This window comes from Rhodococcus sp. IEGM 1351 (assembly GCF_030056875.1).
Classification (GTDB): Bacteria; Actinomycetota; Actinomycetes; order Mycobacteriales; family Mycobacteriaceae; genus Rhodococcus_F; species Rhodococcus_F opacus.
Genome location: NZ_JASHKU010000123.1, coordinates 1 through 306, shown reverse-complemented (window position 1 = coordinate 306; position 306 = coordinate 1). Strand labels below are relative to the sequence as shown.

The window sequence follows — 306 nt, the reverse complement described above, 5'->3', positions numbered from 1 at the left end:
AACTGGTAGTCGTCGGCGCAGCCGGACAGGTAGGTGGCGACGCACTGGTGCCACGGCTCGGGGGGGTTCGGCGCTGGCGCGTGGGGGGTGGCGGGGTTCGGGCGGGGAGTGAGTTCCTGACGGCGGTCAAGCCAAGGGGCTGCTCGTAGGCTTGGTCCTGGCGGGCTGGGCAGTTGGAGCCCATCGCGACTCCTCGGACTCCTGGCACGCCCCCTGCTTGCGGCGCTCACCCATCCCCTGGGATCGGACGGTGACGCGCGGCCGCGGGGCGGTCATGTAGCGCGGCTTGACGCGCGCCCGGCCCGC

Annotated in this window: 1 pseudogene; it reads right to left on the bottom strand. The window is 73.5% G+C overall.

The features are described from left to right. Positions 1-126 precede the first annotated feature (126 nt). Positions 127-306: pseudogene (locus tag QM806_RS41055) on the bottom strand (IS110 family RNA-guided transposase); the annotation flags it as partial.